The following is a 25,925-nucleotide window of genomic DNA, read 5'->3' as shown; positions in this document are numbered from 1 at the left end:
TATTCGAATGGCACCGCGTGGATGGTCTTCTCAATGCAGGGATTTGCGCAGCCGCGACAAGGCACCGATGAAAAACACGCTACCGATGGCGCCTAGGGCCAGCATTTGCGGCCAGACGACAGCCGGGCCGGCGCCACGGAAGAGAATGGCTTGGGCTAGCTCGACGAAGTGCGTGGTGGGTGCCGCCAGCATGACGTTCTGTACGACTTCCGGCATGCTTTCGCGCGGGGTCATGCCGCCGGAAAGAATCTGCAGAGGCAACAGCACGAGAATGATCAGTAGGCCCAGCTGTGGCATCGAGCGGGCCACGGTGCCGAAGAAAATGCCCATCGAGGTGGTGGCGAACAGGTGCAGGGCGACACCGCCGAGGAACAACAGCACGGAGCCGGGAATGGGGACGGCCAGCCAGCCCTCGATGATGATGCGCATGGACAGGGCGGTGGCGGCCAGCACCACTAGGCCCATCGACCAGACCTTGGCCGACATGATCTCGAACGGCGTGACGGGCATCACCAGCAGGTGCTCGATGGTGCCGTGTTCGCGTTCGCGGATCAGTGCGGCGCCGGTGAGGATGATCGATAGCATGGTGATCTGGCTGACGATTGCGTTGACGGAGCCGAACCAGGATTGCACCAGGTTGGGGTTGTACTGCATGCGTACCACCGCTTCGACGGGTACCGCGTTGGCGCCACGAAAGCGCCTGAGGAACTCGCCGACCTCGTCATTAATGATCTGCTGGATATGTCCAGCCCCCGTGAACGCTTGGCTGACTTGTGTGGCATCGACATTGAGCTGGATGGTTGGCTGGCGTCCGGCTAGCAGATCTTGCTGGAACTGCGGCGGGATGTTCAGGGTGAAGGTATAGCGCCCGGCGTCCATGCCGCTGTCCATGGTTTCCAGGTCGATGGCCGCGGGCTTGATGAAGTAGGGCAACTGGAAGCCGCCGACGATGCGCGTCGACAGTTGCGAGCGATCCTCGTCGAGCACGCCAATGCTGGCCCGGTGCGGCGACTCCGGCACACTGTTGGCTTGGGAGTAAATGCTCAGGGTGAAGGCGTAGAGGATCAGCAGCAACAGGGCAGGATCGCGATACAGGCTGCGCAGTTCCTTGATGCCCAACTGCAGGATGTTGTTCAGTTTGCGCATCTTATTGCTCCTGCTTCTTCAGGCCGGCGACGCTGAGCAGGGTCAGTGTGGGGATGGTGATCAGCAAGGGAATGAAGTAGGGGTAGAGTTCGGCCAGGCCCAGCGCCTTGGAGAACACGCCACGGCTGATGATCAGGAAATGGCTGGTCGGGTAGAGGTTGCCGATCAAGGCGCTGGCGCCTTCCAAGGCCGATACCGGGTAGATCAGACCGGAGAATTGCGTGGCCGGCACCAGAGTGGCAATGGCGGTGCCGAAGATTGCAGCGATCTGGCTGTTGAGCACCGAGGAGATCAGTAGGCCGAGACCGGTGGCGCAGGTCACGTAGAGCAGTGCGCCGAGTGTCAGGGTCAGCATGCTGCCCTTGATTGGCACGTCGAAGACCCAGACCGAGAATGCCACCAGCATGAAAAAGTTGGCCATGCCCAAGGCGATATAAGGCAACTGCTTGCCGATCAGGAATTCCAGGCGGGTCACCGGTGTGACGTAGAAGTTGGTGATCGAACCCAGTTCCTTTTCACGCACCACGCCCAAGGCGGTGAGCATTGCCGGAATCATCATCAACAAAATCGGGATCACCGCTGGCACCATGGCTTGCAGGCTTTGCACATCGGGGTTGTATCGGTAGCGCAGGGCGACATCGAACGCTGTGCCTGCTGCGCCCTGCGGAGCCTGTTCGGCGAGATCTTGCAGGTAGCTCTGGTGAATGCCCTGTACGTATCCCTTGACCGTGTTAGCGCGGGTTGGCATGGCGCCGTCGACCCAGAAGCCGATCTGTGGTGTGTCACCGCGCTTGAGCTCGCGACCGAAGCCTGGCGGAATCTCCACGGCCAGGCTGATATCGCCCTGGCGCATGCGCCGTTCGAGTTCGTCGTAGTCGCGCAGTGGCGGTTTTTCCTGGAAATAGCGCGAGCCGGTAAGGGTCTCGGCATAGGCGGCGCTGGTGGTGGTCTGGTCGCGATCGAGCACCGCGTAGCTCAGGTCCTCGACATCCAGGTTGATGCCGTAGCCCATGATGAACATCAGCAGAACCGTACCGATCAAGGCCAGGGTGGCGCGAACAGGATCGCGGCGCAGTTCCATGGCTTCGCGCTGGGCGTAGCTGTACAGACGCCTAGGGCTGAAACGTGATTTCACTGCGTTGGTCTGGGCGAATGCCGTCTCCTCCAGGGCCGCCTGCGAAGTGTCTGTCGGTGTGTCGTTGTCGTCAGTGGCATCGCGCAGGTAGGCGATGAAGGTTTCTTCCAGGGTGGACAGGCCGCGCTTGTCCATCAGTGCCTGAGGCGTGTCGCTGTCCAGCACTCGGCCGGCATGCATCATTGACATGCGGTCGCAGCGCAGCGCTTCGTTCATGAAGTGGGTGGAGATGAAGATGGTCACGCCGTCATTGCGCGACAGGTCGATCAACAGCTCCCAGAAGCCGTCGCGGGCTACCGGGTCGACGCCGGAAGTCGGCTCGTCGAGGATCAGGATCTCCGGCTGGTGAATCACCGCCACCGCCAGCGACAGGCGCTGGCGCACCCCCAGGGGCAGATCCTCCGGCAACTGCTCGGCGACTCCCTGAAGATCGAACCTGTCGAGCATTTCCTGAATGCGCGCGGGACGCCGTTGCGGCGGGATTTCGAACAGCCGGGCATGCAGGTCGAGGTTCTGCAGCACACTCAACTCGCTGTACAGCGAGAACGCCTGGGACATGTAGCCGACCCGGCGGCGGGTGTCGATGTTCCTTGGGTCGACCGGTTTGCCGAACAGGAAGGCTTCGCCTTCGCTGGCCGGCTGCAGCCCGGTGAGCATCTTCATGGTGGTCGACTTGCCGCAGCCGTTGGAGCCGAGGAAGCCGAAGATTTCCCCGCGCTCGATGCGGAAATCTACATGATCGACGGCGACGAAATCACCAAAGCGGCAGGTCAGGCCGTGCGCCTCGATGGCCACCGCATTCTCGCCGCTGGCCGCCGGGCGCGGTGGAATCACTAGGGTATGGTGGCCGCTGCGCTTGGCTTCGGGCAACAGGGCGATGAAGGCTTCTTCCAGATTGTCGGTGCCGGTGCGTTCGAGCAGTTCGCCAGGGGTTCCGATATCCAGCACCTTGCCGTCGTCCATGGCCACCAGCCAGTCGAAACGCTGGGCTTCGTCCATGTAGGCGGTGGCGACCAGCACGCTCATGCCGGGGCGGCGCTTGCGAATGCGCTCGATCAATTCCCAGAACTGGTTGCGCGCCAGCGGGTCGACGCCGGTGGTGGGTTCGTCGAGGATCAACAGATCCGGATCGTGGATCAGCGCACAGCACAAGCCGAGCTTCTGTTTCATGCCGCCGGACAGCTTGCCCGCCGGGCGTTCGACAAACGGCGCCAGGCCGGTGCTTTGCGTCAGGTCGGCAATCCGCGCCCTGCGCTCCTGCTCATCCTGGCCGAACAGGCGGCCGAAGAAGTCGAGGTTCTCGAACACGGTCAGGGTCGGGTAGAGATTCTTGCCCAGGCCCTGGGGCATGTAGGCGATGCGCGGGCAGACGTCGCGGCGGTGGCCGGCATCGGCCATGTCGCCGTCGAGCACCCGTATCGTGCCGTCCTGCATCCTACGCGCCCCGGCGATCAGGGCCAGCAGGCTGGACTTGCCCACGCCATCTGGGCCGATCAGGCCGACCATGCGGTTGGCGGGGATGTCGAGGGTGACCGCGTCCACCGCGCAGGTTTTGTTGTAGCGCAGGCTGACCTCGATCAGTTGCACCACGCTGGGGTCGTTCGCTGTCATGGTGTGATTCGCACGTGCAGGCTTTCGGGCCACTCGGCGGCGGCGTCAAGTTTCAGGTAGGCCATGCCGGGAACCCCGGTCTTGACCTGTTCGAGGTGTTTTTGCAGCAGTTCTGGATCGATTCGGGCCTTGACCCGGAACATCAGTTTTTCCCGTTCGTTGGCGGTTTCCACTGTCTTGGGGGTGAACTGTGCGACGCTGGCGACGAAGGTCACCTTGGCTGGAATTACATATTGCGGTGCGGCATCCAGGATCAGTCGCACGTCCGCGCCCAGGGCGACTCGACCAGCCTGTTGCGCCGGCAGGAAGACGTTCATGTACACGTCGTTGAGGTCGACCAGATTGAGTACCTTGCCGCCGGCACCCAAGACTTCGCCTGGCTGGCTGACGCGATACTGCACACGGCCACTTCGGGGCGCCTTTAGCCGGCTGTCCTCGATATCCGCTTGCAGCCGCTCGACGCTGGCCTGGGCTGCCTCCACGCTGGATTCGGCCTCGATCACCTGCGATTGCGCAGCATCTATGGCGGCCTGGCTCGACAGAACCTGGGAACGGGCGGCGCTGAGTGCGGCCTGGCTGCTTTGCAGGGCGGCCAGGTCATCGTCGAGTTTCTGCTGGGGCAAGGCATTGCGTCTGACCAGGGTCTCGGTACGGGCGTAGCGCTTCTGCGCCGCAGTCAGCTCGGCCTGACGCTGGTGCACAACGGCTTCGGCGGTGGCTTTCTCGCTGATGCGCAGGGAAACTTGGGAATGGGCCGTGCGGGTGGCGTTCTGCGCCTGGCGAACCTGGGCCTGGGCCTGGCTCAACTGGGCGGTGAGCACCTGGATGTCCATTTGCGCGAGTACTTGTCCGGCGGCGACGAAATCGCCTTCGTCGACGTCGATCTGCAGCAGACGGCCAGCTAGTTTCGTGGCGACGTCCACTTCGGTTGCCTCGATCCGGCCATTGGCGCTGGCGAAACCGGAACCCAGGCCGCTCGGGCGCAGTTCCAGCCAGACCAGTGCGGCCACGGCGGCCAGGGCGACGGCGGAGGCCGTGTGGATCAGGGTTTTCTTCTGTTGTGGCTTCATCGAGGGTTTTCCTAAACTTCGGGCGGTCATTGCTTCACGTAGCGCCCAGGCGCTTGTTCTAGGGGAGGGTATTCGGCATTGCCCATCCGCGTGATGGCGGGCCGGAGCTCGCCGGCATGCCCGGCCAGCCAGGCGAACCAATCGACCCACCAACTACCTGCGTGTTGTTGAGCGCTTTGTAGCCAGTCGTCAGCAATCGGCGTGATGTGCTCGTTTACCCAGTAATGGCGTTTGTTGCTTGCTGGTGGGTTAATCACTCCGGCGATGTGGCCAGAAGATCCGAGGACGAAGCGTTTCGATCCCCCAAGAAGAGCCGTGCTGGCATAGGCACTGCGCCATGGGACTATGTGGTCATCGTGGGTTCCGAGGAGGTAGGCTGGCGCCTCTATGGAGCGCAGATCCAGCTTGACCCCGCACAGCTCCAGCTCGCCCGACTTGAGGTCGTTCTGCAGGTAGGTGTGGCGCAGATACCAGCAGTACATGGGGCCAGGTAGGTTGGTACTGTCGTTGTTCCAGAACAGCAGATCTAGGGCGCGTGGTTTCTGTCCCTTGAGGTACTTGTCGACGTTGTAGTTCCACCACAGCTCGTTGGGCCGCAGCAGGGAGAAGGTGTTGCCCATATCCTCTCCGCGGAACAGGCCACATTTACCACCATGGCCACCGATGGTGCGCTCGCGGTAGGCCACCAGTTGCTCATCGACAAAGACACTGATCGGCCCGGTATCAAGGTAGTCGAGGAAGGTGGCGAACAGGCTCAGACTGGCAATGTCGTGGTCGCCCCTCGCAGCCAGCACTGCCAACGCGCAGCTCAGCAGGGTGCCGCCGATGCAGAAGCCCAGGCAGTTCAGATGACGCTCGCCACTGATGACCCGGGTAGTGCGTAGGGCGCTGATCACTCCGTCCTGGATGATCTGCTCCCAGGTGATGTCAGCCTGTTTCTGGGTGAAGTTGCGCCAGGACATCAGGAATACCGGGTGACCCTGTTCCAGCAGATGGCGAACCAGAGAATTTTCCGGGCTGAGGTCGAGGATGTAGTACTTGTTGATGGCCGGCGGGACGATAAATATTGGCCTCTGGTACTGTGTATCGGTGAGCGGCAGGTATTGGATCAACTGGAACAGCGGAGTTTCCAGCACCACCTCACCGGGAGTGACGGCGAGATTCACGCCAACTTCGAAGTCGCCTCGGTCGCATTGACGCAACTTGCCTTCTTGTAGGTCTCCGGCCAGATGCAATAGACCACTGAGCAGGCTGGCCCCCTGGGTTTCCACCAGGCATTTCAGGGCATCGGGATTGCTCAGCAGGAAGTTGCTCGGGGCGCTTGCGGCGATTGCCTGCTCGATCAGGTAGCGCAGACGCTGACGTGGCTTCTCTTCTTTGATGGTGAGCAGCTCCAGCAATTTCAGCAGAAATCCGGAATTCAGCAGGTAGAAGGCGGCCATGGAACCGAACAACGGTTCACTCCAGTTGCCACTAGCGAAACGCCGGTCGTCGAAGTCGAACGATTGACGGGCCAGCAGTTGCTGGCCAAGCGCTGTCCATTGTTGCTGGTAGTCAACCTGCAATTGTTCCAACGCTTCGGGGGAGACATTGAACCACTGGCTTTGGTCATGCCCGTTGAACCAAGAGTTTTGCGCTACGTACAGGCGCAGTTGCTGTAGGGCGAAGCTGGTGATGAAAGGCGCCTGTCCTGACCAGTAGTGAGCGAAAGAATGTGAATTGTTCATGTTCATGGTTTGTCCAAGAAAATGAAAAAAGGCCGCGCCCGGCAAAGGGCACGGTGCGATCATTTGGGGGAATACCCTCACCGCCATCCAGGCGGTGAGGGTGCAGGGGAGCTCGCCCGATAGATCCGCGAAATCGTTAGTCAGCGTTCAATGGCCAGCGCCACGCCCTGGCCGCCGCCGATGCACAGCGTCGCCAGGCCTTTCTTGGCATCGCGGCGGATCATCTCGTGCAGCAGGCTGACCAGCACGCGGCAGCCGGAGGCGCCGATCGGGTGACCCAGGGCGATGGCGCCGCCGTTGACGTTGACCTTGGCGGCATCCCAGCCCAGCTCCTGACCAACGGCCAGTGCTTGGGCGGCGAAGGCTTCGTTGGCTTCGATCAGGTCTAGCTCGTTCAGGCTCCAGCCGGCTTTGTCCAGGCAGTGGCGGCTGGCCGAGACCGGGGCGATACCCATGATCGCCGGATCGACGCCTGCGTTGGCATAGGCGCTGATTTTCGCCAGCACCGACAGGCCCAGCGCTTTGGCCTTGGCTGCGCTCATCAGCAGCACGGCGGCGGCGCCATCGTTGAGGCTGGAGGCATTGCCGGCGGTAACGCTGCCGTCCTTCTTGAACGCCGGCTTGAGTTTGGCCAGCGACTCGGCGGTGGTGCCGGCACGCGGCTGCTCGTCACGGGCGAAGGCGATTGGATCGCCCTTGCGCTGCGGGATCAGCACCGGGGTTATCTCGGCGTCGAAACGACCAGCTTCGATGGCGGCCACGGCCTTCTGCTGCGAGGCGGCGGCAAAGGCGTCCTGGGCTTCACGGCTGATGCCGTACTTGTCCACCAGGTTCTCGGCGGTGATGCCCATGTGGTAATCGTTGAAGGCATCCCACAGGCCATCGACGATCATGCTGTCGAGCATCTGCGCATGGCCCATGCGCAGGCCGGTGCGGGCTTTGGGCAGCACGTAGGGCGACAGGCTCATGTTCTCCATGCCGCCGGCAATGATCACCTCGGCATCGCCGCAACGGATAGCCTGGGCAGCCAGGTGCAGGGCCTTGAGGCCCGAGCCGCAGACCTTGTTCAGGGTCATCGCAGGAACGACGTGGGGCAGGCCGGCGCGAATCACAGCCTGGCGTGCGGGGTTCTGTCCGGACGCGGCAGTGAGCACCTGGCCGAGGATCACTTCATCGACCTGGGCAGCATCGAGGCCGGTCTGCTCGAGCAGGCGCCGGATGACGATGGCGCCGAGTTCCGGTGCCGGAATCTCGGCCAGGCTGCCTTGGAAGCTACCGATGGCGGTGCGGGTTGCAGCGACGATAACGACGTCGATCATCTGGAATGCCTCATGTTATGACTAGTCGATTGCGCATCACTGCATATTCATGCCGCCGTTCACCGAGAAGTCGGCGCCGGTGGCATAGGCGGATTGATCAGAGGCTAGCCAGGCTACGATCGAGGCAATTTCCTCAGGCTGGCCGAGGCGACCGACGGGGATTCCGGCAATCATGCCTTCAAGGATGTCTGGGCGAATTGCCGCAGTCATATCTGTCTTGATATAGCCAGGGGAAACCGTATTGACGGTCACGCCCTTGCCACTCACTTCTCGGGCCAAAGCCATGCTGAAACCATGGATACCGGCTTTGGCTGCAGAGTAGTTGGTCTGGCCGAACTGACCCCGCTGTCCATTGATCGAGGATATGTTGATGACACGCCCCCAGCCCTTGGTCAGCATGCTCTCGATGACCTGACGGGTTGTGTTGAACAGGCCGGTGAGGTTGGTATCGATCACTGCTTTCCAGTTTTCGGGAGGCATCTTGCGTAGCGTACCGTCTCGGGTGATCCCCGCATTGTTGACCAGTACATCAATCGGGCCGACATTTTCGCGCACCATCTCAAAAGCCTGGCGGGTGCTGTCCCAGTCGGTGATGTCGCAGTCGATGCAGTGGAAGTGGAAGCCAGCCTCTAATTGCTTCGCCATCCAAGAGGCTTTGCGGCTTGAGTAGGGGCTGCAACTCACCACTACGGTGAAACCATCCTGGTGCAGGCGCTGGCTGATCGCTGTGCCGATGCCGCCCATGCCGCCGGTGACCAGTGCTATACGTGTCGAATTACTCGAAGTAGCCATTGACCATGCCTCCTTAATCGAAGCCTTGATATTTTGGTCAAGCTTCCGGTGCTTCACGGGCAGGAACAATGTTTCTGGGTGACGCTGGGTTGTCCTTGCGCGCCAATTCTGTCGCGTTTTGACAGTGGTTCGGCCTGGTCTTGATCTGGATCAGGAAGAATGCCTTGCGGGCCTCTAATATGCGTATTTCACGGCGATCAATCGTTTGCCTTTCGGCTGGGAACGGGCGCAGAGGGATGCTATGTACAGGATCAGTTCCAGTTACGTCGGGATGCTGGTGGCTATGCTGCAGGCGGAGGGACTGGATGCGGTGCGTTTGTGTCGTGAGGCAGGAATCGATATGTGTTTGCTGGCACAGGAGGATGCGTTCTTCACGCGCGCTAGCGCCTATCGACTGATGGCGCTGGCCGAGTTGGATTCGGACAATCCGAATCTCGGCCTCAAGGCTGCCGTGCATTTCAAACCTGGCAGTTTCCAGTTGGTGGGCTACGTGATGATGTCCAGTGCCAACCTGAAACAGGCTCTGGAGCATTTTGTGCGTTTTCACTTGCTACTTGGCAATGGTGTCACTCTCGCACTGTCTCCTGAGCAAGGCGGGCGTCTGCGTTTGACATGTTTGGAGCATCCTGAAGAGGGCTGTCCCAGAAATCGAGCGTTTGAGGATGCCGGTGCCGCTGCCCTGTTGGGTTTTTGCCGTTGGCTGATGGGGGGAGGGCTGCCGCAACCGCTGCAATTCGATTTTGTCCATGACGAGCCGGGTAATCTCCCTGAATATCAGCAGTTATTCGGGTGTTCGTTACGTTTCGGTGCCCAGCACACTAGTGTCCTGTTCGACCAGCAAGAATTGTTGCGCCCGTTGAGCACGGCCAATGAGGCGCTTGCGTTGTTACATAAGCGCTTCGCCGAGTTTCGTCTGGGGCAGTTGGGTGGTGTCTCCTTGGGGGGGCGCGTGCGTGGCCTGATAATCGAGCGCCTGGGTCAGGAAGGATGCGACATGGAGTCGATCGGACTGGCTCTTTGCATGAGCAAGCGTACCCTGCAGCGAGGCCTGGAAAAGGAAGGGCTGAAGTTCAAGGACATTCTCGGTGATGTTCGCCGGCAGTCGGCCGATTATTACCTGTGCCGCAGCTCATACAGTCTGACCCAGGTGGCCGAGTACCTGGGGTTCCACGATCAGAGCAGTTTCCACAAGGCCTGCCTGCGCTGGTTCGGGAGGTCTCCGGGTCGATACCGGCTGGACGAAGGCGAGCAGAGTACGCCCCATGAGGATGTCTCAGATGCCGCTCATCAGGCTGATGATCAGTGCATTGACGATATCGATGAAGAAGCCGCAGACCAGCGGAACGATAATGAACGCCTGGTGCGCGGCTCCGTAGCGCTGAGTAACTGCCGTCATGTTGACGATGGCCGTTGCAGTTGAACCCAGGGCGATGCCGCCGAAGCCGGCGGCTATCACGCTGGCTTCGTAGTTGCGGCCCATACAACGGAAAACCAGCAATACGGTATAGAGGATCGTCAATGTTATCTGCAATGTCAGGGCTGTGACGACGAAGACCAGAACACCGCCTAACTGCCACAACTGCAGTCCCATCAGCGCCATGACTAGAAACATACCCAGGCAGATATCGGATATCAGCGCCAACCCTTGGCCGGCTCCGCTCCAGTGCTTGATGCGTTGACCGCCGATGGCTGCTTGCAACAGGTTACGAATGACGATCCCGGCCAACAGGCAACTGACAAACGAGGGGAGGGTGATTCCGCTGTTGAGCAGCAGCAAGTTGAAGCCGTGGCCCAACATCAGCGTCATGTTCAACCACATCCAGGCCCACAGGATGTCGTAATGGCTGATGGGGGCGGAGATGTCTGCCGAGGTTGCTGGTACTCCAACTTCCAGGTCTGAATCGCGAGAGGGGGTTAAGGCGTGGCGGCGTATCAGGTAGTTAGCGATCGGCCCGCCGATACAGCACGCTGCGATCAACCCCACTGTGTTACTGGCAATACCTAGCTCCATGGCATTTTCGATGCCCAATTGCTCGGTGAACAGCGGTGCCCAGGCCAGGGTGGTACCGACGCCGCCGGTGAGCGAGATCGAGCCGAGCATCAGGCCGGCTCTGGGATCCAGGCCGAAACCGCTGGCCACGCCCATACTCAGCAGGTTCTGCAAGACGATGAACACGCTGGCGAGTACCAGCAGAATTAGCAGCGGGCGGCCACCCTTGACCAGGTTGCGGATATCCGACTTCAACCCGATGCCTGCGAAGAAGTAGAGCAGCAGTACATCGCGTACCTCCAGGTCGAAGACCACTTCGATATCCAGTATGTAGAACAGAACGGCGGTAACAGCGGCACAAAGGAAGCCACCGAGCACTGGTTCTGGAATGCTGTAGCGGCCTAGTGGTTCGTAACGCTGTGCGAGCCTCTTGCCCGCGAACAGCAGCATGATCGCCAGAGTAAAACTGACCAGCCCCTCAACGAGAAAGGTATTGTCCTGCATGAAGAGTCCTTGCGGTTAGCCGAGGATGTTCAGGCCGCCATCGACGAAGTGGACGCCGCCAGTTTGGCCCTGACTGGCATTACTGACCAGCCATGCGCACAGACCGCCGACTTCTTCCAAGCTGACTAGGCGGCGCAGGGGCGCGCGATGGGTAGAGGTTTGCAGCAGGTGATCAAAGTCTTTCAGCCCGGATGCTGCTCGAGTCGGCATGGGGCCGGGGGAAATGGCATGCACGCGGATGTTGTGTGGCCCCAGCTCGGTGGCCAGGTAGCGCACACTTGATTCCAGGGCGGCTTTGACTGGGCCCATCAGTGCGTATCCTTCGATCGTTTCCTGGGCTCCCAAGTAACTCATGGTTACCAGACTGCCGCCCTGGGGCATCAACGGCTCGGCCAGGTGCGCCATGCGGATGAAGGAGTGGCAGGAAATGTCCATGGCCTGCTGAAAGCCGCTGCTGGAACTGTCCAGCAGGCGGCCGCGGATTTCCTCTTTGGGTGCGCTGGCCAGGCAGTGTACGACGAAGTCCAGTGATCCCCATTGCTCTGTAATGTGCTCGAATAGAGCCTCTAGCTCGCCGGGCCGGGTGACGTCCAGCGGCATCCGCACGCTGGCTTGCACCTGTTGCGCCAGGGGCTCGACATGCGCCCTGGCTTTCTCATTCAGCCAGGTGATGGCCAGTTCCGCGCCCATTTCATGTAGCGCTTGGGCACAGCCCCAGGCGATCGAATGGGTGTTTGCGATGCCTACCACCAGGCCGCGCTTGCCAGCCAGGGACAGACTTTCTTTGATGCTCATGGGTGTTGCTCCTGATACAGGTGCCAGCTATGGCGCGCGATGATGCTCTCTTCGTCGGTGGGGATGACCCATACTGATCGGGTGCTGGATGTACCGGATATAAGCTCGGCGTTGCGTCGGTTCGCCGTGTCGTCTAGCTGCAGCCCGAAGAGCGGCGCGAGATGCTGTAGTACCTGGGCACGCAGCTCAGCATCCTTCTCGCCGATACCGGCCGTGAATACCAGTGCGTCCAGTCCGCCCAGGCATGTGGCAAGCCGACCGACTTCCTGGGCGATACGGTAGGCGTAGTAGTCGATGGCCAGGGCCGCGCGCGGCTCGTTGCTGGCGCGTAGCTTGCGCATGTCGCTGCTGACCCCGGATATGCCGAGCAGGCCGGATTGTCTGTACAGCAGTTTTTCCAGCTCATCAACAGATATGCCTTGCCCCAGCAGGTACAGCAATACGCCTGGATCCACGGCGCCGCAGCGGCTTCCCATGGGTAAGCCGTCGAGAGCACTAAAACCTGTTGTCATTTCGATGCTGCGGCCAGCTTCGATAGCGCAAAGGCTGGAACCATTGCCTAGGTGAGCGATGACCAGCTTGCCGGTAGCGAGCTCCGGTGTTTTGTCGATTAGGCGCTGGCTGACGTATTCGAAGGACAGGCCATGAAAGCCGTAACGGCGTACGCCCTGTTCGTATAGCGCGTAGGGCAAGCCGAAGAGTTGACTGATTTCATTGCGTCCAGCATGGAAAGCCGTGTCGAAGCAGGCGATCTGGGGCAGTTGAGGGTCGTGCTCGAGCGCGGCATGGATTGCCGCGAGGCTGTGCGGTTGATGCAGTGGTGCCAGAGGCTCCAGCGTCTTCAGACGTGCCAGTGTAGTGTGATCCACGCGCACCGGTGCGCTGAAATCCATGCCCCCGTGCACCACACGATGGCCGATCAGCACCGGTGGGCGATCCTGTAGGCCTTCTTCAAGGACACGATAGATCTGCTGGAAGGCCGCCTGCATATTGGCAATCTGTTCCGGCTCGAAACTCGTGTCCTGCATTATCGTTCCGTCGGCCATGACGACCTGTAGACGTGGCGCCACGCCAATCCCGTCCAGCTTTCCGCGCGCCAGCAAGCGAGGTTGATCTTCGCCCCGGCGACCGGAGAATAGGCCGGTCTTAATGCTCGAAGAGCCTGCGTTGACGGTGACGATGAGTTCGTCCTGAACAGGGCTCATACAGGTATCCCCAGGCGAGCGCGCCGTGCTTCGGCAAGTAGCACGGCCAGCCCACAACTGGCGATGCGCGCTCTTGGACTGTCAGCGCGGCTGGTGAAAACAATAGGTACTCGGGCGCCAAGGACGATGCCAGCAGCTTCGGCTCCGGCTAGATAGATCAGCTGCTTGGCGAGGATGTTGCCCGCTTCCATGTCCGGTACCAGCAGGATGTCCGGGTCGCCGGCGACTTCTGAGTGGATACCCTTGACCCGCGCGGCTTCGGCGTTGATCGCATTGTCGAAGGCCAGTGGCCCGTCGAGCAGCGCGCCGTCGATCTGTCCGCGCCGGGACATGACCACCAGTGCGGCGGCCTCCAGGGTTGAAGGCAGCTTGGCGGTGACGGTTTCCACCGCCGACAGCAGCGCCACCTTGGGCTGTTCGATGCCGAGAGCGTGCAGCATCTGGATCACATTGCGGCAGATGTCGGCCTTGTCTTCCAGGCCGGGGAAGATGTTGACCGCCGCGTCGGTGACGAACAGCGGCTTGTGGTAGCTGGGCACGCTCATGGCGAACACATGGCTGAGGCGCCGTTCCGTGCGCAGACCGTTTTCGCGGTCGGCCACGGCATGCAGCAGTTCATCGCTGTGCAGGCTGCCTTTCATCAGCAACTCGCCACGGCCTTGGCGGATCAGGGCGACACCACGCTCGGCGGCGGCGTGGCTGTGTGGCACGTCCTCCACGGTCAGCCCGTCGATATCCAGACCGGCTTCGCTGGCGGTTGCCGCAATCTTCTGGCGCGGGCCAACCAGAATCGGTGTGATCAGCCCGGCCTGGGTGGCCTCCAGCGCCCCGCGTAGCGCGTTCGCCTCGCAAGGATGCACGACGATGGTGGGCAGCGGGCCAATCTCGGCGCAGCGGTTCAGCAGCGCCTGGTAGTGATCCAAGCTCATTCGGCGTTGCCTCCCTTGTCCGGGCTCGCGAGGCCAGGTGCGGGCGCGGAGCGGGTTGCCTTGATGCGTGCTGGTTTTTCCGGCGCGGCCACTGGGCTCCTGCTCCGGGTCGCTGCCGGGGGCGGGCTGGCATCAGTCTGTGCCTGCGCCTTGGCAGGCCGGGCGGCATTTTTCTTCCTTGGTCGCGTGGCGGCCTTGGACGTAGGGGCGTCCGCCTCGGGGAGGCGCAGGCTTGCCTGGATTTGCTCTGGCGGGCTGTCCACCGTGATGAGTGGCACGGATGGTTGGGCGAAATCCGGCAATGGGTGTTCGAGCAGATCATGCAACCGACGCCAAAGATCACCCACGGCACCCTCGGCGTACAGCAACTCAGGCACGAGGTGCGTGGCGGCTGTCAGGACGACTTCACGCTGGCTGGCCTTGGCTAGCAAAAGGGGCAAGGTGTTCAGGCTTTCCTCGGGGTGGGCGAAGACCAGTAGATCCTGCAGGCGGACGCTGTCACGTACGGCGAGAGGGTCGATGCCGAGCTGTTGCGAGAGCGTGCGAGCGCGCTGGGCGAGCTCTTCGATGCGTTCTTTGCCGAACCTGCCGCTGGCACGTGCGAGCAGGCAGAAAATGCGAATGAGCGCTTCCCGCTCCCCACCCTGGAGAAGCGAGTCGTGCAGATGCTCGATCAGAGCCTTGTCCCGTTGTTCTATGTGGCTCTGTTGCGAGCGCGGTGCTTGCCCTCCGGTCAGGGTGCTCAGCCCGCCGTAGAAGCTGTGGAAGAGCAACTCCTGGGATGCATCGCGGATGTCGCGATAACCATCGAGCTGGGCCTCGATGACGCTGGAGAATACCTCTTGCCAGGCAAGCAGGGGGTTGTTGGGGGATGCCGGGCGGCGATTGGTGCGGGTCAGGGCCGCGCTTCCCGCCAGCCACCAGAGGGCTGGATTGAGGCTGCTCCAGACGATCTGCTGCTGGTGAAATGGGTGGCTCTTGCGCAGGGATTCGGCGAGTGGTTCGTTGATCGCCCTGCGCATCCAGGGCCGCACGAACCAGTCGTAAAGCGTGCTGTTGAGTCCGGAGACGCGGTCGACCAGGGCGAATTCACGCTCGTCGCTTCGGCCATCTTCATCGTGGGCGAGAATATCGGCGATACGCCGGGACTCGAAATGTACCTGATACGCCTGGTCACCACTGGGGGATGCCGGTAGATCGTCGATCATCAACTCGTACAGGCCAGGCGACAGCAGGGCGATGGCATCGATGGCGCCGAGCAGCTGCCGGTGTTCGCGCCGGGCGACCTTGCCGGAGACGAAGATGCCCAGGTGGCCGATGCTGGCATGCTGCAGGTAGACGATGGTGCGTCCGGCGCTGCGCAGTGCCAGGTCGCTGGGGTAGACGTCGGCTATCCAGTTCAGTGCCTGCTGCGGCGGAGTGATGTTGTCGCCGTACGAGCAGAACACCACCACGGGCGCCTCGATGCGTTTCAGATCGATGCCGCTCGTGCGACCGGAACCGCCGGCCAGGCGGTTGCCGATGAACAGGTCGTCGACGATCACCTCGATCTCCTCGCTGTTGAGCAGGGTCGGGCTGCCCCACCAGCGTTCGAAATCGAGAAAGCGCGGGGTTTCGGCGTCGACGTCGCGGAACAGGTTGTAGTACTTGCTCCAGTAGGTGTTGGCCGGGTTCAGGCTCTCGAAGTTGCTGACCAGCCAGGTGCCGTCGAAGCGGCCGTTGCCCAGGTCGCTGCCCAGGCGGGTCATCCAGGCGCCGCCGAGCAGGCCGCCGGCATAGCGCATCGGGTTGCGCCCGTTGACGCCGGCCCAGTAGGACAGCGGCGCACCGTTGACGATCACCAGGCCCGGCAGTTCCGGACGTGCCGCCGCCAGGCCCATCAGCGCCCAGCCGGCCTGGCAGTTGCCGATCACCACCGGCTTGCCGGCCTCGGGATGGCGCGCGCTGACCGTTTCGATATAGCGGGCTTCGGCCTCGGCGATGTCGAGCAGGGTCTGGCCGGGCGCGGGGGCATGGCTGAAGGCGATGAAATAGGTCGGATGCCCGGCGCGCAGGCTTTCGCCAATTTCGGAGTCTTGCTTGAAGCCGCCGATGCCGGCGCCATGACCGCCGCGCGGATCGATGACGATGACCGGCTGACGCGTGGCATCGCTTGGCTGGTCAGCCGTTGGAAGGATGCGCAGCAGGGAATAGTTGACCGGATGAGGCAGGTCGTGGCCGTCGATCAGCACCTCGTAGGGAAACTTGAGCAGCAGGGGATAGCCGGCGCGCTCGTGGGCCAGGGTATTGTCGCCACGCTGGCGCAGTGCATCCCAGAACAGCAGGCCGCGTTGCCCGCAGTCGACCAGGTATTCCCAGCAGTCTCCCGGGCTGGGGGCACGCAGGCGACCTTCGTTGAGGGGCGCGAGCAGGGCCGCATGGCGTTGGCCGAAGGCATCGAGCATAAGCTTGCCGTGCAACTGCTGCAGACGGCTGAGGTGTTCGAACAGATTATGGAATGAGGAAAAGCTGTCTTCTCGCTTCGCAAAAAAACTTTCCTGGCTCATGAGCATTTCCTATCTCGGTGGCGTGCTAAAGGCCTGCGCTCAATCCTCCCCTTGGAGAGGCTGCATGGCGTTAAGGCTAGGTTTATAGCGAATCGCTGCGGCTTGGGCAAAATTTTTTTGCAGTGCAAAAAAGCTCTTGCGATCTTTTTTGTGCGGTGCAATATTATGCTGGCGCGGCAGCTCCATCATGGATGGCTTTCGCGTGTCAGGCCGTAGGTGGCCTTCCCCATTGCCAGGAGATCCGACCATGTCTTTTTTTGATTCGGAAAAACTGCAAAGCGCACAGAAAGCCAACCTTGACCTGCTGCAGCAGATCAGTGGCAAGGTATTCGAGAGCGTCGAGCAGCTCAGTCAGTTGCAATTCAAGGCGCTACGCGCTTCCAGTGGCGAGCAGTTCGACAGCTTGCGCAAGCTGCTGTCAGTGCGTGACCCGCAGGCCTTCGCCGAGTTGCAGGCGTCCTTCGCTCAGCCGGCAGCCCAGGCGGAGCGCCTGCTGGAGTTCAATCGCGAGGTGTACGATCTGGTCTCCAGCACGCAGGCGGATATCGCCAAGCTTGCCGAGCGCCAGGTCGAGGCGGGCACCAAGCAGGTGCGGGAACTGGTGGACGTTATCGCCAAAAACGCCCCGGCGGGTGCGGAACCGGCGGTAGCCGTGCTCAAGTCGGCACTGGAAAGCGCCGGCAGTGTCTATGAAAGCGCGCAGAAAGCCGCCAAGCAGGCAGCCGAGATCGCTGAGAACGGCATCGCTGCCGCCGCTTCCGCGGCCGGTCAGGCCACTCGTGAAGCCGGCAAGGCTGCGGGCGGGCGCAAGTAAGGCAGGGCGGCCGTGTCACGGACGGTGATGAGTTTCATTGCTCATCACCGTCTTTTTTCGTCTGCCTGAAATTGCCGGGTGGGATGCCGCCGAACATACCGAATAGGTTCTGGGTGCCCAAGTAGAGCTTCTTCGACTGTTCTACGTACTGGCTCATCATCTCCTGCATGACGGGCACCTGCTTGTGCATAAAGTCGCTCCAGGCCTGTGAGGATTGCACCCCGGTCTGGGTCTGGATTTCGATCACAGTCTGGATGCTCTTTTCCAGATAGTTGCCGAGCATGCCCTGGAATGGGCCATAGAAACGGATGATGCCCTTGAGCATATCGCTGGAGAAGAGCGGCTCGCCGTCGCTTTCCGCTTCCTGAATGATCTGCAGCAGGATGCTGCGAGTCAGATCCTCGCCAGTCTTGGCGTCGACCACCTGGAACGGTACTTCGTCGATGACCAACTGGCGGATGTCGGGGAGGGTGACGTGGGTGCTGGTATGGGTGTCGTACAAACGGCGGTTGGCGTATTTCTTGATCAGGCGTGGGGCTCTGTGGCCGTCATCGGACATGTGTAGCGTCTCATTATGAGTCGGAGTGTCTGTGGCAGGTATTATCTCAGGCCTCTCCCGGTGTAGATATATTGTTAATGCGGGGATAATTGGTTGTTTTAGTTTTTCGGATATAAGGCCGTAAGATATTCGCAGATACTTACTTGGGGCTGGCATCTACCGCCAGCAGAATCACTTCGCGCTGTATCAGTCGAGATGGCGTCTGAACCATATGCGGATCGTGATGATCCGCGCCATTTCCGACGTAATGGGTATCTACCGATTGTGAGCTCTTCAACTTATACCACCACTTCGTTCACTGTGAGTCGTTCACTGCGTTGCTTTCCGTCAGTCCTGCTGGTTCTAGTGCTGGCCGGGTGTGCAGGGGTCAAGGTCACGGCGGTCAGCAACAATGATTACCTGGCCCAGCGCCGCGGTGATGTGTTGACCACCGGCAACCTCAGTGCTTCGGCGGTTGCTGCCCTGCAGGTCGTGGGCAGTGATGAGAAGCGCTGCCTTGCTGACCTGCCGGCCTGCCGCGAGGCGCTGGACAGCACAACGGGGTTGCGTGACGAACAGCGGCTTTCCACGCTGGCCGAGCTGTGGCTGAAGGAAGCCCAGGACGGCGGCAAGGTGATGGCGGCGGAGGCCCGCACCGATGCCTACCTGGAGAGTGCCCGGTATGCCTACGCCTACCTCTTCCTGACCACCCGCACACCGAGCCAGCGCGCCCTGGAAGACCGGCAGACGCAGGTGCGCGACTACTACAACTTTTCGGTGCAGCAGGCGCTCGTCGAGGTCTTCGATCGCTACCGTGGACGGCCACCATCACCCGAGGACACTCAGGGTAATTTCCGCCTCAAGACCGGGCGCTGGACGATCGGCGGGCGCATGACCGATGTGAGGCTGGCCGATGACCGCCTGTTGCCGAAGGAGCTGATTCCGGCTGCGTCCCTGTCCTTTGGCGGGTTGCGCAACCAGTACCGTCGGGATGGACTGGGTGCCGAGTTGGTAGCGGTGACGGCCAAGCGCGTGGTGAGCAAGGGGAGCGATGAAATACCCTGGAGCGAAACCCCCTTCCCGGCGATTACTGCCGTGGCGCGCTTTCCCGGGGAGACCCTGGAGCAGGTGTTGTCCACCTATCAGGTGGAAGTGATCGGTTATGACCCCTACCGGCAGGATTCGGTGGACATGGCAGGTGTGCAGGCGCCCCTGGCGGCCAACTTCACGTCGGGCTATGGCCTGTGGCTGGCGCGTTCCGGGTTTGCCCGGCAGTCCCTGCTGACTCTGGTCGGACGCGGCGAAGTGTTGGAACGCCCCCATGTCTACCTGCTGCAGCCGTTCGATCCCGACCGGCGCATCGTGGTCATGCTGCATGGCCTGGCCAGCAGCCCGGAGGCCTGGATCAACGTGGCCAATGAAGTGCTGGGCGACGAGGAACTGCGCCGCAATTACCAGATCTGGCAGGTCTACTACCCGACCAACCTGCCGCTGGCCGTCAACAATCAGGCCATCCGCGAGGCCATCGAGCAGACCTTGGCGAATTTCGATCCGCAAGGCACGGCCAAGGCCAGCCACGATATGGTGCTGGTCGGGCACAGCATGGGGGGCGTGTTGTCACGGCTGATGCTGTCCTCATCGGGTGACCAGTTGTGGGATGCCATGCTGGGAAGTTACGGGATGCAAGGCGCGCGCCTGGAAAAAGCCCGGGCGAAGCTCGGGCCCTACCTGTATTTCGAGCCATTGCCTCAGGTGAGCCGGGCCGTATTCGCTGCGGCGCCACACCGGGGTACCCCGTTTGCCGAAAATCGCGTGTCGCGCTGGGCCGCAGGGCTGGTGAAGATGCCGGTGTCGATGTTGAACCGTTTCAAGGAGGTTGCCCAAGTGCTGGTTGACCCCAATGCGGCGGCACCGGTCGCGTTGGTGCGCCCCCTCAACAGCATCGACAACCTGAGCAACCAGGACCCCTTCGTCAAGGCCGCAGCCGACCTGCCCATTTCGCCACGAGTGCACTATCACTCGATCATCGGCAACTACACGCCAGACCTCGAGGTCCTGCTGTCCAGTGACGGCGTGGTGCCGTACGCCAGCTCGCACCTGGCTGGCGCCGACTCGGAGCTGGTCGTGCCATCGTGGCACAGCGTGCAGGAAACACCGCAGGCGATCATCGAAATTCGCCGCGTGCTGCATGAACACCTCACCGGCCTGGCCAGCCCCAAGGTGGCTACGGTACGAGCGCCATGAACGGGCTGTTGGGTCTTCTCCTGCGCAGTGTCCTCGCGCTGTCGTTTTTTCTGATCATGGCCTGGGGCGTGCTGGCGCTGTTCTACCAGACTGGAGGGCTGGCAACCTGGGTGCTGATTGCGGGCTGGTGCCTGCTTGGCTGCATTCTGCAGGTTCTGCTGTGGCGCGGGCGTCCCATACTGGCGCTTGTCGGTCAGGTGCTTGTCTTCGCCGCGTTGCTGGTCTGGTGGACAAGCCTGGAACCGTCAAACCAGCGTATCTGGGCTGGTGATGTCGCGCAGATGACCCAGGGCGAGCTCGTGGGCAATCAGCTCATCCTGCACAATGTGCGCAACTTCAACTGGCGCAGCGATGATGACTATGACGTTGCCTGGGAAACACGTCGCTACGATCTCGACCAGCTCGCCTCGGTCGACCTGATCACCTCCTATTGGGGCATGCCGGCCATCGCCCATGTTCTGGTTTCTTTCGGCTTCACGGATGGGCGTTTTCTGACGTTCACCGTTGAGGTGCGCAAGGAGCAAGGCGAGGCCTATTCGGAGATTGGTGGTTTCTTCAAGCAGTTCGAGTTGAGCATCGTCGCCACTGACGAGCGTGATGCCTTGCGCGTGCGCACCAACGTGCGCGGCGAAGACAGCTATCTCTATCGTATTGCTATGCCCGACGAGGCGATGCGTGCGTTGCTGCTCTCCTATGTGCAGCAGGCCAACGCCCTGGTCGATCAGCCGCGTTTCTACAACACCATTACGGCCAACTGCACCACCATCGTTTTCGACATGCTGCAGACGATCATTGGCGGACTGCCGGTCGATTACCGTTTGCTGCTGACAGGCTACCTGCCGGCCTATGTCATGTCGGTCGGTGGCCTGCAGGGTGGCTACAGCCTCGATACGTTGCGTCAGCACGGGCGCTTTACCGAACGGGCACGGATGGCCAACGATGCGAGCGATTTTTCCAGGCAGATCCGGCGCGGAGTGCCCGGCTGGGTGTCTCCCACCGATACCAGCCACAATGATGAAGGCAGAGACTGATGCGAGAACTTGAAGTGATGATTGGCCTGATCGGCCTGGGATTCCTGCTCCTGATGGTCGGCTACAGCCGGCGGGAACGGGACAGTGGTGTGCTGGTGATGGCCACAGGGATAGTGGTGATGTTGGCTACCATTGGTTACAAAATCTACATTGAGCTGAGGTAATGAACCATCCTGCACTCGTTGTTTGTTAGTTTTTGCAGCAGAGCGCCCGTTCCGTGAGCTTAAGTCGGGGCGGAGGCTCTCGATGGGGTATTGGTGAGCTAGTTTTGAATTTCGATAAAGTAGCCTGATGACTTTACCAATGGGTGATGTCGCTTGGGTTGCCACAACTATGTCGAACCGTCTACCGTCCCCGAATGAAGTGAATCCTGCGGATTCCACGCTGACTCGGACACCCATTCCACGCGCATCCGGACAGTGATTCCACGCTGATCCGGACACTCATTCCACGAGCATCCGGACACCGACTCCACGGTCATCCGGACACTTTTCTGGCAGGCAGCCACGCAGGATTTATTCACTACCATCGATCTCTTTTTCGAAGCAGAGAGGTCGTTGTGGAGCGTTTATCCATGCGTAAAATCCGAGAGGTGTTACGCCTCAAGTTCGACTGCGGCCTGTCCGTGCGCAAGATCGCCCGCAGCCTGGGCATTGGCCACAGCAGTGCCGGTGATTACCTCTGCCGTTTTGCCGCCAGCGGCCTCACCTGGCCCTGTTCGTTGTCCGATGCCGAGTTGGAGCAGCAACTGTTCCCGCCGGCCCCGGCGGTTGCCAGTGAGAAGCGGCCTTTACCCGATTGGGCATGGGGGCATGCCGAACTGCGCCGCCCCGGGGTGACCCTGGCGCTGCTCTGGCAGGAGTACCGCCTGAGCCAGCCTCAGGGCTTTCAGTACAGCTGGTTCTGTGAGCACTACCGAGCCTGGCAGGGCAAGTTGGACGTGGTGATGCGTCAGGAGCACCGCGTCGGCGAGAAGCTGTTCGTCGACTATGCCGGCCAGACGGTGCCGGTTATCGACCGCCACAGCGGCGAGATCCGCCAGGCGCAGGTGTTCGTCGCGGTGCTCGGCGCGTCCAGCTACACCTTCGCCGAAGCCACCTGGTCGCAGCAGCTGCCGGACTGGCTAGGCTCGCATACCCGTTGCTTCGCCTTCCTCGGCGGCGTGCCGGAGATCGTGGTGCCGGACAACCTGCGCAGCGCGGTGAGCAAGGCCCATCGTTACGAGCCGGACATCAACCCCAGCTACCGCGATCTGGCCGAGCACTATGGCGTGGCGGTGGTGCCGGCGCGGGCACGCAAACCGCGCGACAAGGCCAAGGCCGAAGTCGGCGTGCAGGTGGTCGAGCGTTGGATCCTCGCCGCACTGAGGAATCGGCAGTTCTTCTCCCTGGATGAACTCAACACGGCCATCGCCGGGCTGCTGGAGCGGCTCAACCAACGCCCGTTCAAGAAGCTGCCGGGCTCCCGGCAGTCGGCCTTCGACAGCCTGGATCGTCCGGCGCTGCGCCCCCTGCCGGAGCAACCCTACGTCTACGCCGAGTGGAAGAAGGCGCGGGTGCACATCGACTACCACGTCGAGGTCGATGGGCATTACTACTCGGTGCCGTATCAACTGGTGAAGAAGCAGCTGGAGGTGCGCCTGACGGCGCGCACCGTCGAGTTTTTCCACGCCAACCAGCGAGTGGCCAGCCACCTGCGCTCAATGCACAAGGGCAGGCACAGCACGCAGGCCGAGCACATGCCCAAGAGCCATCGCGAGCATGCCGAGTGGACGCCGCAACGGCTGATCCGCTGGGCCGAGCAGACCGGGCCGAACACCGCCGGCGTGATCCGGCACATCCTCGAACGGCGCATCCATCCGCAGCAGGGCTACCGGGCCTGCCTGGGCATCCTGCGCCTGGGTAAAACCCACGGTGAGGCGCGTCTGGAGTTGGCCTGCCGTCGCGCCATCAGCCTCGGCACGTGCAGCTACAAGAGCCTCGAATCGATCCTGCGCCAGGGGCTGGAGAACCTGCCGCTGGCCCAGCAGCACCTGCCCCTGCTGCCGGACGACCACGCCAACCTGCGCGGCCCCGGCTACTACCACTGAACACAAGGAATCCCACCATGCTGCCCCATCCGACCCTGGACAAGCTGCAAACCCTGCGCCTGCACGGCATGCTCAAGGCGCTGAACGAACAACTGAAAACCCCGGACATCGACAGCCTGAGCTTCGAGGAACGCCTCGGCCTGCTGGTCGACCGCGAGCTGACTGAACGCGACGACAAGCGCCTGAGCAGCCGCCTGCGCCAGGCCCGGCTCAAGCACAACGCCTGCCTCGAAGACATCGACTACCGCAGCCCGCGCGGGCTGGATAAGGCGCTGATCCTGCAACTGAGCGGCGGCCAGTGGCTACGCGACGGCCTCAACCTGATCATCGGCGGCCCCACCGGTGTCGGTAAAACCTGGCTGGCCTGCGCCCTGGCCCACCAGGCCTGCCGAGAAGGCTACAGCGTGCGTTACCTGCGCTTGCCGCGTTTGCTGGAAGAACTGGGTCTGGCCCATGGCGACGGGCGCTTCGCCAAGCTGATGAGCAGCTACGCCAAGACCGACCTGCTGATCCTCGATGACTGGGGCTTGGCCCCGTTCACCGCCGAACAGCGGCGCGACATGCTGGAGCTACTGGACGACCGCTACGGCCAGCGCTCGACCATCGTTACCAGCCAGATGCCGGTGGACAACTGGCACGAACTGATCGGCGATCCGACCCTGGCCGACGCTATCCTCGACCGCCTGGTGCACAACGCTTACCGGATCAATCTGAAGGGTGAATCAATGCGCAAACGGACGCAGAAATTGACGACGCCAGCCAACCCGGACTAACAATGCCACCCCTGCGTCGCTGCGCTCCGACTGCCCGGCCGGATGGCCGTGGAACAGGTGGCCAGATGGCCCTGGAATGCCTGGCCAGATGAGAGCGGACTGGGTGGCCGGATGGCGTGGAATCCGCACGTACCGGCATGCAGAGCTGCTTCCAGGAGGCATTCTTGGTGATCCTCAAGTGCAGCACTGGCAGTTTGTTGAGCAAGAGATCCACTATCCGTGGTTTTACGTGGAGCTAGTTCGGGACTACGGCGATGAAAAAATTGGTAGCATGCTCATGATTCCGACTGTTCCGGTGCTCAGACGGGTGCTTGAGGAGCTAGACGATCGTTCATGGTTGGCCCAGGCATTTCTGGTATCGCCTGGTCACCTGAGGGGGGAGAAGCATTGGCTGATGGAGCCCCTTACTGAGGTGAGCGTCGCTGAGGATGAAGAAGACAACCAACCGGGTTACGTCTACAGGGTAGGAGGTGGGGCCAGCTATAGCACTCACCCCGCAATCGGTAGGGGCAATCTTCGAACAACTGAGGTTATCTTTTCCGCAGGACTCCACCTTCGACCCTAGCAATCAAGTTCTCGGGGGCCTTCGCTGGCAACCCGGTATAAACTAGGGCCTTTCTGCGGCTCGCGGATGGATCGCGTCATTCTCGCCGAAGTCTGCTTCCCTTTTGGCAGAGACCTGCAAGCTGTGGGCCAAGTCAGATTGCTACAGCAGACAGTCCAGCATCACATCGTCATCGATCAGCGATACACCGCTCCGTCAAGGCCGGACGCGGAGGTGCCGCTGGCGGCTGATCTCTCAGACTTGGAACGCGAAGCGCTGGCCCACGTAGTGTCTGAGGGATGCCTTACGGGGAACGGTTGGCAGGTGTATCGTCGGGGCGATTTGGTCGATGCTACGAGCAGTCGTTGAGTGTTCACGAACGGCTTAATCACAGTATTGAGCAAGATACTGGCGCAGCAAAAGACTTGAGTCGAATTCGGGGGAAGCATGGGTATTTCGTATTACCTTGCATGTTTGGAGACTCGGCAATACGTCTGGGTTGGCAGGCTTGATCCACAGGGGCGGTGAAGGTGGCGGAAGTCAACGGCTCCATCGCCATGTTCGCGCTGGAGAATCGGAACAAGGCGTTGATCGTCGTTAGCGAAAGCCATCCGATTCTCGAAGAGGGTATGGAGTGGTCGCCGCCGACAACGCAGGAATAGCCATGACAACTCAACGCCAGCCGAATCTCCAGACACTCGCCAGGCTACACGTTGCGCTGAGCTGATCGAAGAGTAGTGCGACGCCTCTTGTCGCGAACTGCATGTGGTTGCTCGCTCAGAAAGCCTGGAAGCATTGCCCCGGAAGCTGTGAAAGATCAATAGCCAGGCAATGCCAAACGCAGTACATTTGCGAGACATCACCACCGAGGCGACGTCATGTCCCGCCTGAAAGACGAAACCCTTTCCATACGGACCTCCGCCGAGATCAAGCAACTGCTGCGCATGGCTGCTGAGCGCGAGCGGCGCTCGGTTGCCTCCATGATCGAAGTTCTGGTACTGGACTATGCGAGGGCACATGGCTTGGCGCTGGATCGACCTGGTAACGATCTAGACAAGGAAGTCGATTGAGATGGCAAATGCTACCGAAGCAAGAGCCCTGCCGAAGCGCAAGAACAACGGGG

Annotated in this window: 21 protein-coding genes and 1 pseudogene; 9 read left to right on the top strand and 13 right to left on the bottom strand. The window is 61.4% G+C overall.

Going from position 1 to position 25,925, the window contains the following annotated elements; translation table 11 throughout:
• Window positions 1-30: 30 nt before the first annotated feature.
• The 6 genes from BLR63_RS16105 to phbB form a co-directional block, all read right to left on the bottom strand.
• Window positions 31-1,146 (bottom strand): ABC transporter permease, encoded by a 1,116-nt coding sequence (locus BLR63_RS16105; protein ID WP_003464260.1) that lies wholly within the window; start codon window positions 1,144-1,146, stop codon window positions 31-33.
• A gap of 1 nt (window position 1,147) precedes the next feature.
• The gene (gene rbbA / locus BLR63_RS16100) at window positions 1,148-3,892 is read right to left on the bottom strand and encodes a ribosome-associated ATPase/putative transporter RbbA (RefSeq protein ID WP_010563425.1); all 2,745 of its coding nucleotides are present in this window, start codon (window positions 3,890-3,892) and stop codon (window positions 1,148-1,150) included.
• The gene (locus BLR63_RS16095; RefSeq protein ID WP_003464255.1) at window positions 3,889-4,962 is read right to left on the bottom strand and encodes an HlyD family secretion protein; all 1,074 of its coding nucleotides are present in this window, start codon (window positions 4,960-4,962) and stop codon (window positions 3,889-3,891) included. The genes rbbA and BLR63_RS16095 overlap by 4 nt, the downstream gene beginning before the upstream one ends.
• 26 nt (window positions 4,963-4,988) lie before the next feature.
• Complete coding sequence (phaC, locus tag BLR63_RS16090; RefSeq protein WP_042946539.1) at window positions 4,989-6,689, bottom strand: class I poly(R)-hydroxyalkanoic acid synthase; 1,701 nt, start codon at window positions 6,687-6,689, stop codon at window positions 4,989-4,991.
• Window positions 6,690-6,829: 140 nt separating this feature from the next.
• Window positions 6,830-8,008, bottom strand: coding sequence for an acetyl-CoA C-acetyltransferase (locus BLR63_RS16085; protein ID WP_010563427.1), 1,179 nt, complete (start codon window positions 8,006-8,008; stop codon window positions 6,830-6,832).
• A gap of 36 nt (window positions 8,009-8,044) precedes the next feature.
• Window positions 8,045-8,800: an acetoacetyl-CoA reductase gene (gene phbB / locus BLR63_RS16080; RefSeq protein WP_010563428.1), complete on the bottom strand. Its 756-nt coding sequence runs from the start codon at window positions 8,798-8,800 to the stop codon at window positions 8,045-8,047.
• A gap of 241 nt (window positions 8,801-9,041) precedes the next feature.
• On the opposite strand from phbB, the pseudogene BLR63_RS16075 reads away from it, so the two are divergent.
• Window positions 9,042-9,974 (top strand): annotated as a pseudogene (locus tag BLR63_RS16075) (AraC family transcriptional regulator ligand-binding domain-containing protein); the annotation flags it as partial.
• A gap of 99 nt (window positions 9,975-10,073) precedes the next feature.
• Here the strand turns inward: BLR63_RS16075 and gltS are convergent.
• From gltS to BLR63_RS31220, 6 genes are read right to left on the bottom strand one after another with little or no spacing between them, the layout of a single operon-like run.
• Entirely contained in the window at window positions 10,074-11,294 is a 1,221-nt protein-coding gene (gene gltS / locus BLR63_RS16070; protein ID WP_010563430.1) for a sodium/glutamate symporter, read from the bottom strand.
• A 15-nt stretch (window positions 11,295-11,309) separates the two neighbouring features.
• The gene (gene fabI / locus BLR63_RS16065) at window positions 11,310-12,089 is read right to left on the bottom strand and encodes an enoyl-ACP reductase FabI (RefSeq protein ID WP_010563431.1); all 780 of its coding nucleotides are present in this window, start codon (window positions 12,087-12,089) and stop codon (window positions 11,310-11,312) included.
• Window positions 12,086-13,294 (bottom strand): acetate/propionate family kinase, encoded by a 1,209-nt coding sequence (locus BLR63_RS16060; protein WP_010563432.1) that lies wholly within the window; start codon window positions 13,292-13,294, stop codon window positions 12,086-12,088. The genes fabI and BLR63_RS16060 overlap by 4 nt, the downstream gene beginning before the upstream one ends.
• The gene (locus tag BLR63_RS16055) at window positions 13,291-14,223 is read right to left on the bottom strand and encodes a phosphate acetyltransferase (protein ID WP_003464230.1); all 933 of its coding nucleotides are present in this window, start codon (window positions 14,221-14,223) and stop codon (window positions 13,291-13,293) included. The genes BLR63_RS16060 and BLR63_RS16055 overlap by 4 nt, the downstream gene beginning before the upstream one ends.
• Complete coding sequence (locus BLR63_RS16050) at window positions 14,220-16,769, bottom strand: DUF3141 domain-containing protein (RefSeq protein ID WP_003464227.1); 2,550 nt, start codon at window positions 16,767-16,769, stop codon at window positions 14,220-14,222. Before BLR63_RS16050 ends, BLR63_RS16055 begins: the two co-directional genes overlap by 4 nt.
• Before the next feature lie 39 nt (window positions 16,770-16,808).
• Entirely contained in the window at window positions 16,809-16,958 is a 150-nt protein-coding gene (locus tag BLR63_RS31220) for a hypothetical protein (RefSeq protein ID WP_153336801.1), read from the bottom strand.
• A gap of 58 nt (window positions 16,959-17,016) precedes the next feature.
• Between BLR63_RS31220 and BLR63_RS16045 the strand changes: the two genes are divergently transcribed.
• Window positions 17,017-17,583, top strand: a complete 567-nt coding sequence (locus BLR63_RS16045) for a phasin family protein (protein ID WP_003464225.1) — start codon at window positions 17,017-17,019, stop codon at window positions 17,581-17,583.
• 34 nt (window positions 17,584-17,617) lie between these two features.
• Here BLR63_RS16045 and phaR read toward each other — a convergent pair whose 3' ends face one another.
• Window positions 17,618-18,142 carry a polyhydroxyalkanoate synthesis repressor PhaR gene (gene phaR / locus BLR63_RS16040; protein WP_010563433.1) on the bottom strand — a complete coding sequence of 175 codons (525 nt, stop codon included), beginning with the start codon at window positions 18,140-18,142 and terminating at the stop codon, window positions 17,618-17,620.
• Window positions 18,143-18,442: 300 nt separating this feature from the next.
• On the opposite strand from phaR, the gene BLR63_RS16035 reads away from it, so the two are divergent.
• From BLR63_RS16035 to BLR63_RS15995, 7 genes are all read left to right on the top strand, one after another.
• Window positions 18,443-20,365, top strand: a complete 1,923-nt coding sequence (locus BLR63_RS16035) for an esterase/lipase family protein (protein ID WP_231998077.1) — start codon at window positions 18,443-18,445, stop codon at window positions 20,363-20,365.
• Window positions 20,362-21,396 (top strand): Lnb N-terminal periplasmic domain-containing protein, encoded by a 1,035-nt coding sequence (locus tag BLR63_RS16030; protein WP_003464218.1) that lies wholly within the window; start codon window positions 20,362-20,364, stop codon window positions 21,394-21,396. Before BLR63_RS16035 ends, BLR63_RS16030 begins: the two co-directional genes overlap by 4 nt.
• On the top strand, window positions 21,396-21,560 hold the full coding sequence (locus tag BLR63_RS31515; protein ID WP_010563435.1) for a hypothetical protein: 165 nt from the start codon (window positions 21,396-21,398) through the stop codon (window positions 21,558-21,560). The genes BLR63_RS16030 and BLR63_RS31515 overlap by 1 nt, the downstream gene beginning before the upstream one ends.
• A 410-nt stretch (window positions 21,561-21,970) precedes the next feature.
• Window positions 21,971-23,485, top strand: coding sequence for an IS21-like element ISPpu7 family transposase (gene istA / locus BLR63_RS16025; RefSeq protein WP_083365955.1), 1,515 nt, complete (start codon window positions 21,971-21,973; stop codon window positions 23,483-23,485).
• 17 nt (window positions 23,486-23,502) lie between these two features.
• Entirely contained in the window at window positions 23,503-24,258 is a 756-nt protein-coding gene (gene istB, locus BLR63_RS16020) for an IS21-like element ISPpu7 family helper ATPase IstB (protein WP_003290589.1), read from the top strand.
• Window positions 24,259-25,332: 1,074 nt separating this feature from the next.
• Window positions 25,333-25,464 carry a hypothetical protein gene (locus tag BLR63_RS32140; protein ID WP_258170896.1) on the top strand — a complete coding sequence of 44 codons (132 nt, stop codon included), beginning with the start codon at window positions 25,333-25,335 and terminating at the stop codon, window positions 25,462-25,464.
• A 216-nt stretch (window positions 25,465-25,680) separates the two neighbouring features.
• A complete protein-coding gene (locus tag BLR63_RS15995) occupies window positions 25,681-25,872 on the top strand; it encodes a hypothetical protein (RefSeq protein WP_010563440.1) in 192 nt (63 codons plus the stop codon).
• The last annotated feature ends 53 nt before the right edge of the window (window positions 25,873-25,925 follow it).

Origin of the sequence: Pseudomonas extremaustralis, from assembly GCF_900102035.1 — a bacterium.
Classification (GTDB): domain Bacteria; phylum Pseudomonadota; class Gammaproteobacteria; order Pseudomonadales; family Pseudomonadaceae; genus Aquipseudomonas; species Aquipseudomonas extremaustralis.
This window is presented reverse-complemented; position numbering and strand designations above follow the sequence as displayed.

Bases quoted from the DNA above. Each gene is read 5' to 3' on its own strand.
- gltS (WP_010563430.1), bottom strand. From the start codon at position 11,294: ATGCAGGACAATACCTTTCTCGTTGAGGGGCTGGTCAGTTTTACTCTG.
- BLR63_RS31515 (WP_010563435.1), top strand. From the start codon at position 21,396: ATGCGAGAACTTGAAGTGATGATTGGCCTGATCGGCCTGGGATTCCTG.
- fabI (WP_010563431.1), bottom strand. From the start codon at position 12,089: ATGAGCATCAAAGAAAGTCTGTCCCTGGCTGGCAAGCGCGGCCTGGTG.
- BLR63_RS16060 (WP_010563432.1), bottom strand. From the start codon at position 13,294: ATGAGCCCTGTTCAGGACGAACTCATCGTCACCGTCAACGCAGGCTCT.
- BLR63_RS16095 (WP_003464255.1), bottom strand. From the start codon at position 4,962: ATGAAGCCACAACAGAAGAAAACCCTGATCCACACGGCCTCCGCCGTC.
- istB (WP_003290589.1), top strand. From the start codon at position 23,503: ATGCTGCCCCATCCGACCCTGGACAAGCTGCAAACCCTGCGCCTGCAC.
- BLR63_RS16055 (WP_003464230.1), bottom strand. From the start codon at position 14,223: ATGAGCTTGGATCACTACCAGGCGCTGCTGAACCGCTGCGCCGAGATT.
- BLR63_RS16030 (WP_003464218.1), top strand. From the start codon at position 20,362: ATGAACGGGCTGTTGGGTCTTCTCCTGCGCAGTGTCCTCGCGCTGTCG.
- BLR63_RS16045 (WP_003464225.1), top strand. From the start codon at position 17,017: ATGTCTTTTTTTGATTCGGAAAAACTGCAAAGCGCACAGAAAGCCAAC.
- phbB (WP_010563428.1), bottom strand. From the start codon at position 8,800: ATGGCTACTTCGAGTAATTCGACACGTATAGCACTGGTCACCGGCGGC.
- rbbA (WP_010563425.1), bottom strand. From the start codon at position 3,892: ATGACAGCGAACGACCCCAGCGTGGTGCAACTGATCGAGGTCAGCCTG.
- BLR63_RS16085 (WP_010563427.1), bottom strand. From the start codon at position 8,008: ATGATCGACGTCGTTATCGTCGCTGCAACCCGCACCGCCATCGGTAGC.
- BLR63_RS31220 (WP_153336801.1), bottom strand. From the start codon at position 16,958: ATGATGGAGCTGCCGCGCCAGCATAATATTGCACCGCACAAAAAAGAT.
- BLR63_RS16105 (WP_003464260.1), bottom strand. From the start codon at position 1,146: ATGCGCAAACTGAACAACATCCTGCAGTTGGGCATCAAGGAACTGCGC.
- phaR (WP_010563433.1), bottom strand. From the start codon at position 18,142: ATGTCCGATGACGGCCACAGAGCCCCACGCCTGATCAAGAAATACGCC.
- BLR63_RS15995 (WP_010563440.1), top strand. From the start codon at position 25,681: ATGTCCCGCCTGAAAGACGAAACCCTTTCCATACGGACCTCCGCCGAG.
- istA (WP_083365955.1), top strand. From the start codon at position 21,971: ATGCGTAAAATCCGAGAGGTGTTACGCCTCAAGTTCGACTGCGGCCTG.
- phaC (WP_042946539.1), bottom strand. From the start codon at position 6,689: ATGAACAATTCACATTCTTTCGCTCACTACTGGTCAGGACAGGCGCCT.
- BLR63_RS16050 (WP_003464227.1), bottom strand. From the start codon at position 16,769: ATGAGCCAGGAAAGTTTTTTTGCGAAGCGAGAAGACAGCTTTTCCTCA.